General features: G+C 61.7%; 4 protein-coding genes and 2 pseudogenes. 3 read left to right on the top strand and 3 right to left on the bottom strand.

Annotated elements, in window-relative coordinates; genetic code table 11:
- Positions 1-37: 37 nt before the first annotated feature.
- Positions 38-1,330: an IS256 family transposase gene (locus tag J7I79_RS02970; protein ID WP_214949983.1), complete on the bottom strand. Its 1,293-nt coding sequence runs from the start codon at positions 1,328-1,330 to the stop codon at positions 38-40.
- Positions 1,331-2,285: 955 nt separating this feature from the next.
- On the opposite strand from J7I79_RS02970, the pseudogene J7I79_RS02965 reads away from it, so the two are divergent.
- Positions 2,286-2,483: pseudogene (locus tag J7I79_RS02965) on the top strand (recombinase family protein); the annotation flags it as partial.
- 84 nt (positions 2,484-2,567) lie between these two features.
- Here J7I79_RS02965 and istB read toward each other — a convergent pair.
- Entirely contained in the window at positions 2,568-3,383 is an 816-nt protein-coding gene (gene istB, locus J7I79_RS02960; protein ID WP_214949981.1) for an IS21-like element helper ATPase IstB, read from the bottom strand.
- Entirely contained in the window at positions 3,380-5,068 is a 1,689-nt protein-coding gene (istA, locus tag J7I79_RS02955; RefSeq protein ID WP_214950076.1) for an IS21 family transposase, read from the bottom strand. The genes istB and istA overlap by 4 nt, the downstream gene beginning before the upstream one ends.
- 146 nt (positions 5,069-5,214) lie before the next feature.
- On the opposite strand from istA, the pseudogene J7I79_RS02950 reads away from it, so the two are divergent.
- A pseudogene (locus J7I79_RS02950) lies at positions 5,215-5,841 on the top strand (amino acid ABC transporter permease); the annotation flags it as partial.
- Positions 5,838-6,677, top strand: a complete 840-nt coding sequence (locus J7I79_RS02945) for an amino acid ABC transporter ATP-binding protein (RefSeq protein ID WP_251042281.1) — start codon at positions 5,838-5,840, stop codon at positions 6,675-6,677. The pseudogene J7I79_RS02950 and the gene J7I79_RS02945, both read left to right, overlap by 4 nt.

The raw sequence follows: 6,677 nt of genomic DNA, 5'->3' as shown, positions 1-6,677 counted from the left end.
GGGACTATCTCGTTAACGGTGTATCCGGCGGTTTCTTTTAGTAGCTTTCAGCTGCCGGGAATCGGTCGCTGAAAGTGATGGCGAAGGCGTTCAAAGCGGGCTTCCACCGCATCGTCCATCGGGTCCTGCCGGCACCGGTCGGATCCAACGATCGGGTAACCAGATAGAGGCACTTTAGCGCAGCCTGCTCGGTCGGGAAATGACCCCTCGCCTTTACGGCGCGCCGGTACCGGGCGTTCAGCGACTCGATTGCGTTTGTCGAGCAGATCACGCGCCTGATTTCCACGTCGTAGTCCAGGAACGGGATGAACTCTTCCCACGCGTTCTCCCACAACCGCACAATCGCCCCGTATTTCCTGCCCCAGCGCTCCGTGAGCTCCTCGAACGCTGCCCGGGCCGCCGTGGCGTTCGGTGCCGTGTAGATCGGCTTCACATCGCGCCTGAGCGCGTCCCAGTCCTTTTTCGAAGCCAGCCGGAAGGTGTTCCGGATCAAGTGGATAATGCATGTCTGGACGGTCGTCAGCGGCCAAACGTTCCCGACGACCTCGGGCAGGCCTTTGAGCCCGTCGCAGACCAGGAAGAAGCTGTCCTTCACACCGCGGTTTCTGATGTCGGTGAGGACGCTCATCCAGAATTTAGCGCCCTCGCCGCCGGCCCCGGCCCAGAGACCCAGGATGTCCTTCTCGCCGTCCAGAGTGACCCCGATGGCGGCGTAGATGGGCCGGTTGGCGACCTGCCCGTCCCGGATCTTGACCACAATGGCATCGATGAAGATCGCGGCGTAAACCTCGTCCAGCGGCCGGTTCTGCCATTCATTCATCTCATCGATGACCCTGTCGGTGATCCGCGAGACCGTTTCCTTCGAGACCGAGGCACCGTAGATCTCGGCGAAATGTGCGCTGATTTCCCCGGTCGTCAGGCCCTTCGCGTAGAGCGAGAGGACCATCTCATCAACGCCCGTCAGGCGCCGCTGGCGCTTGGCGACGATCTTCGGTTCGAACGTGCCTTCCCGGTCCCGCGGAACGTCAATCTCCACCGGGCCTGTCGTCTCCGTCAACACCGTCTTGGGCCGGGTGCCGTTGCGCGAGTTGGCGGTGACCTTTGCGGCCGTGTCGTGCCGCTCATAACCGAGGTGCTCGGTCAATTCCTCGTCCAAGGCGGTCTCGATAACGGTCTTCGTCAGCATCTTCAGCAGCCCGTCAGGACCGGTCAAGGCCAGGCCCTGCTCCTTGGCCATCCTCACCAGCTCGCGAGCGGCCTCGACCTCGGACTTCTCTGTCAGTTTCTCAACGGTTTTCGTACTCGGCACAGCCTCAAGTGTTACGGCCATATCGGGCTCCTCCCCGCCAGGCTCACCGCCCGGCGTGTCGAGCCAGATACACCGTTAATTCCACAGTCCCCGGCGACTGCGTCAAAGAGACAATCATTGACGACGTGCAGGAGGGATTCTTCTTCGGTGCAATAGTAGGAGCCGTGTCAGGTGCGGCGGCTGGAGTTGGTGTCGGTGCCTTCCCCGGCGCGGTCATCGGTTCCACCGGCGGCGCAGTACTAGGTGGTCTCCAAGGTACGATCTGGGGCCTGATCTCGTGCAACTGGAAGGCCTGATAAAACTGGAAAGATCAGGTAGGTTGCCAAGCCGAACAACGAGGGGAAGCACCGTGTCAGACGTGGGGCCAAAAAGCAATGCGAATCCAATCTTTTACCGTTCAGAAACTTGGCTTGCATCCTTGAACCCGGAGGACGTGGAAGCCACCCTTGTAAAGGCCTTTAGCGATCGGCAATACAGAGTCAGGTCGACGAGCTCAGAACTCGAAATCACGACGGGATCGAAGATCTTGTACAGGCTCTGGGGCGAACTTATCCCCTGGGGGAAGAATAACGCTCCAGTAGGGCTCCTAGTGACTATTCGACCAACCTCCGGAGGGGCCGAAGTGAAGGCGTCCGCCTTTGACAGATTCGGGTGGAGGCTCACTGACAAGACGTTTTTCGGAGCTGATGAGACTTTTACTTCAAAAATGGATCGTCTGATTCAAGTAGCTCGATCAGCCTCCGAGGCCGCCTGATGCCGGCGGCAGGCGGCGGACGATTGCAGCGGTCTTCGCCGGCACAGTAGGCGCTGTGGAGGTCTCAAACGCCTAAACACATCGGCGAAGAAAGAGCCGACGCGTCGCAGCGGGTCTCCCTCTAGAAGCGGAACAGGCCAAATGGGCAAGTCGACGAAAGCGGTCGATAGGCCACACTCGAAACGCTAGCTCTGAAGACTTGAGATATAGGGGTTCACGACAAACCGCCCGGGACTCCACGAGGCGCAAGATCAGGCCAGCAAGGGCGACGTGATCGTGGTCCACGCCCTGGACCGGATCGGACGCACTGTTCAGGACATCCTGAACAGCATCCATGACTGCGTGTTCCTGATCGTGGGGATTGCTCCTGTGGTATTGATTCGATTTCTGCATAACAGGCGGGCCCCGGAAGGCAAATGAGCGCAGCAGCAGAAATACGGGGGGCAGACTCCACCCTGCCCCTGTGGCAGGCACTTTCCCCGGTTCTATTCTCGGCCGTGGGCTTCACCTGGCAGCCTGTTGCGCCAGGGTGCGGGCCAGGCGATAGGAGTCGGTGCCGGTTTCGATGATGGTGCCATTGAAGGTGAGCCTGTCGACGATGGCTGCGCAGAGTCTGGGGTCGGTGAAAGTTTTGGTCCAGCCGGAGAACGATTCGTTGGTGGCGATGGCCACGGAGGCTTTCTCTTCGCGTTCGGTGAGAACCTGGAAGAGGAGTTCGGCGCCGCGTTTGTCCAGTTCCATGTAGCCGAGTTCGTCGATGCAGAGCAGGTCGACCCGCCCGTACCGGGCGATGGTTTTGGCCAGGGCTTTCTCGTTTTCCGCCTCGACGAGTTCGTTCACGAGACGGGTAGCGAGGGTGTATTTGACCCGGAAGCCCTTCTCCGCCGCGGCGGTCCCGAGCCCGATCAGCAGATGGGATTTCCCGGTGCCGGAGTCACCGATCAGGCAGAGCGGTGATCCTTTGCGGATCCATTCCCCGGTAGCCAGGGTGTGGACAGTGGCGGGGTTGATGTTCGGGTTCGAGTCGAAGTCGAAATCTCCGAGCCATTTGTCCCTCGGGAAGCCCGCTGACTTGACTCTGCGGATGGACGAGCGCCGGTCCCGGTCATCGCATTCGGCGAGGAGCAATTCCGCCAGGAAGCCTTGGTAGGAGAGCTGTTCCTTGCCCGCGACGGCGAGGGCTTCGTCGAGCACGGCGCGGATGGTGGGTAGCCGGAGGCGCCGGCAGGCCTGGTCGACCGCGGCGACCGCGGCCTGCTCGGTGAGGCCGCGGCGACGGCGCAATGTCTGGGACACAACAACAGGCTGGGTAGGGCTCATGAGACGTATTCCTTGCTCGGTGATGGCTCGGGGTCGGTGGCGTGGGCGGTGCGCCGATTCAGCAGCTGGTCGTAGCCGGCTACGGTGGGCAGCGGTCGCTTGTCCGACGGCAAACCGGCGATCACCGCCGCCGGGTCCGCGAGGCGGCGTTGAGTGAGACTGACAACGCGGTGCTCGACAACACCGGCATTCGCGCCGGGATCGCAATCGGGCTGGACCCACCCAGGGGTGGTCCTTTCGGCAGCGACGCGCCTTGCTTCGACCGCGACCACGTCAGCGGTGACAGCCCCGACACGGAGGGCTGCGGTGATACCGGCAACGACGTCGCCGGCGTCCATCACCCGATGAAGCAGCAACACGTCGATCAGTTCACGGGTCGCCTTGGCATCACCGTCGGTTTTGCGGGCAGCAGCCCAAAATGCATCGTGAGCTGGGGTGAACAACCCTGCTTCACGGGCCTGAGCCAGCGCCGTGGATCCAGGCAGCGCACCTGGTTTGATCTTCAGGACTTCAAGATAGTGGTCCAACTGAACGCATTGCCCGCCCCTGAGTACGGTCCGGGGATGGGTAGCGATCAGGCTCCGGCCGTCAAAGATTCTCACCTGTGTGGCTTGCAGGGACACCCGAACTTTCCTGTTGATGAACCGTACAGGTACCGAATACTTCGTGGAACGAACCGTGACCAACGAGGACCGATCCACCCTCGGCGTCAGCACCAGCCCAGGGTCGAAATTCTCTTTCGGCAGCGAAGCCAGCAGAGGCTGTTCGACGGCGAAGTCCTGGCCGATAGTTCGCAGCCTCTGGGAGATCCTTCGCCCGTTCTCGTCTTCGTCCCAGATCCTGAGCAGGTCGTTGAGGTCGACCAGAGTGTTCACGGCGGGGACGGGCGTCAGGAAGTTCCGTCGGAACCTGCCCACTTCCCCTTCGATCCCGCCTTTCTCGTGGGCGCCCTTGATACCGGGCTCGCAATAAAAGGCATCGAAGCCATAGTGGGAACGGAACAGTATCCAGCGGTCATTCTCCACGCGTTGCCGGCCAGCGCCATAGACGACTTTGGTGACTGCAGAGGTGAGGTTGTCATAGCGGATATGCCGCGTCGGAACACCGCCCAAGGCGTTGAATGCTTCAATATGTCCTTCCAGGAACGCTTCCTGAGCGCAGGTTGGGTATACGCGGTGGACGGATTTTCCCGAGTTCGAAAGCCGGAACGCGAACATGTAACACCGGGTCCTGACGCCGGCCAGATCCACCCAAACGTCACCGAAGTCCACCTCCGCCTCCGCACCCGGGGCGTGTTCCTGCGGGACGAAGACCTCCACCGGCGCTTTGCCGGACTCGACTGCAATGACGGCTCTGCGGGCTTTCACGTACTGGCGAACCGTGGAATACGAGATGACCGCCTGGTGCTCATCAATCAGGCGGTCGAAAATTCGTTGAGCGGTATGGCGTTGCTTCCGAGGGGCATCCAGATCCGCCAAAAGCATCTCATCAATGGCCGCTCTCAGCGGACCCAACTTCGGCGCACTACGCGATGGAGTCTTCCTTGCGGGCGGTTCAGCAGCTGCCAACGCCTGACGGACCGTCCTACGCGATACCCGGTTCTCCCGAGAAATGGACCGGATCGACAGTCCCCTGACCCTGGCGTCCCGGCGAATCTTGGCGAAAAGCTCCACTCTCAACTCCATCACTGCCTTCCACTGTTGGGAAAAACGTCTCGATGGAATCAACCGTGGGGTGGGCTCAACTGAAACTGCGATTCATCAACCGGCGAGCCGCAAAGTGGGCCCAAAACAAACTGCAAAACCGGTCCCCACTCAAACTGCCATAGTCAATCTTCCGCTCCACCCCGCTGCTGGTGCAGATGCTGCTCTGGTACAACCTGGGCTACCTCTACGAGAAGATCAGCCTGGGGATTCCCTTTACGGACGTCCGCTTCTTCGAAGTCCAGACCACCACACTGATCAGCCAGTTTGCGGCCGCAGTGCTGGGTCTGACCCTGAACCAGGCAGCGTACTCGGCCGAAATCATCCGCGGCGGCATCCTGTCGGTGGACCAGGGCCAGCTGGAAGCAGCCGCAGCCCTGGGGATCCCCGCCTGGCGCCGCTCCACCCGGATCGTCCTGCCCCAGGCCATGCGGGCCATCCTTCCCACGGCCTTCAACGAGATCATCGGCCTGGTCAAGGGCACCTCCATCGTTTATGTCCTGGCCTATTCGGAGCTGTTCTACACCGTCCAGGTCATCTACAACCGCACCCAGCAAGTGCTTCCCCTGCTGCTGGTGGCCACCCTCTGGTACGTGGTGATCACCTCCGTGCTGAGCGTCTTCCAGTACTACATCGAGCGCCACTATTCGAAGGGCGCCGTGCGGACCCTCCCGCTGACGCCGCTCCAGAAGGCCCGCAGGTTCTTCGCCACCCACGCTGCCGTTACCGACAACCGAGCAAAGGGCACCCGATGAGCACGGCAGTCACTGAAACCGCCCAGGCGGCAACCGAAATCGCGGGCCCCGCCACCACCCGCGGGCTCGTGGAAATCACCAAGGTCCGCAAGTCCTTCGGTGCCACCGAAGTCCTCAAAGGCATCACGCTGACCGTGGAACCGGGCGGCGTGGCCGTCATCGTGGGGCCGTCCGGGTCCGGCAAGTCCACCCTGCTGCGCACCATCAACCACCTGGAAAAGGTGGACGGCGGGTTCATCGCCATCGACGGCGAACTGGTGGGCTACGAGGTCCGCGGGAAACGCCTCCACGAACTGCGCGAGAAGGACATCCTCGAGCAGCGGACCGAAATCGGCATGGTGTTCCAGAACTTTAACCTCTTTCCGCACCTCACGGCGCTGGAGAACGTCACCGAGGCCCCTGTCGTCGCGCAAGGCCGGTCAAAAGCCGAAGCCCGTGCCCGCGGGCTGGAACTGCTGGACCGGGTGGGTCTCAAGGACCGGGCCGGCGCCTACCCGCGCCAGCTGTCCGGCGGCCAGCAGCAGCGCGTGGCCATCGCCCGCGCCCTGGCCCTGGACCCCAAGATCCTCCTCTTCGACGAACCCACGTCCGCCCTGGACCCCGAACTCGTCAACGAGGTCCTGGACGTCATCCGGGAGCTCGCCAAGTCCGGAACAACACTGATCATCGTCACTCACGAGATGGGCTTCGCCCGCGACGTGGCGGACACCGTGGTTTTTATGGACCAGGGACAGATCGTGGAACAGGGCGCACCCCAGGACATCTTCACCAACCCGCAGGAAGAACGCACCCGGAGTTTCTTCTCCAAGGTGATCGAACCCGCTTTCAACATCTAA

This window comes from Arthrobacter sp. ISL-69 (genome assembly GCF_018613775.1).
GTDB lineage: Bacteria > Actinomycetota > Actinomycetes > Actinomycetales > Micrococcaceae > Arthrobacter.
This window is presented reverse-complemented; position numbering and strand designations above follow the sequence as displayed.